This window comes from Xenorhabdus entomophaga (genome assembly GCF_037996725.1).
GTDB classification, from domain to species: domain Bacteria; phylum Pseudomonadota; class Gammaproteobacteria; order Enterobacterales; family Enterobacteriaceae; genus Xenorhabdus; species Xenorhabdus khoisanae.
Genome location: NZ_JBBMXH010000414.1, coordinates 1 through 301 on the forward strand (window position 1 = coordinate 1; position 301 = coordinate 301).

The 301-nt window shown below is 56.1% G+C and carries 1 pseudogene; it reads left to right on the top strand.

What is annotated here, in order from left to right:
• Positions 1-106: 106 nt before the first annotated feature.
• Positions 107-301, top strand: a pseudogene (locus AAC854_RS23445) (phage tail protein); the annotation flags it as partial.

Consider the following 301-nt stretch of genomic DNA (forward strand, 5'->3'; position numbering starts at 1 on the left):
GTTTATCCGTCCGGCGCTGGATTACAACAAAACCGCCGTCGTTAAGGTGCTCGCGCAGGAAATCCGCGACGCCCTGTCCGATTACAGTCAATAGGAGTCAAACACCATGGCAACATCCTCACCTGAGTATGCCGTCCTGCCTGCGGGCACCCTCGTGAAGTTCGGCAAGCCCGGCGACACGGTGGATCAGATGAAAGCGCTGATTAACTGTAAGGCGCTGGGGGCCACCGGGTTAACCGGCAGTTTTATCGACTGCACCACCCTGAGGGACACCAACAAACAGTTTATTTCCGATATGCCG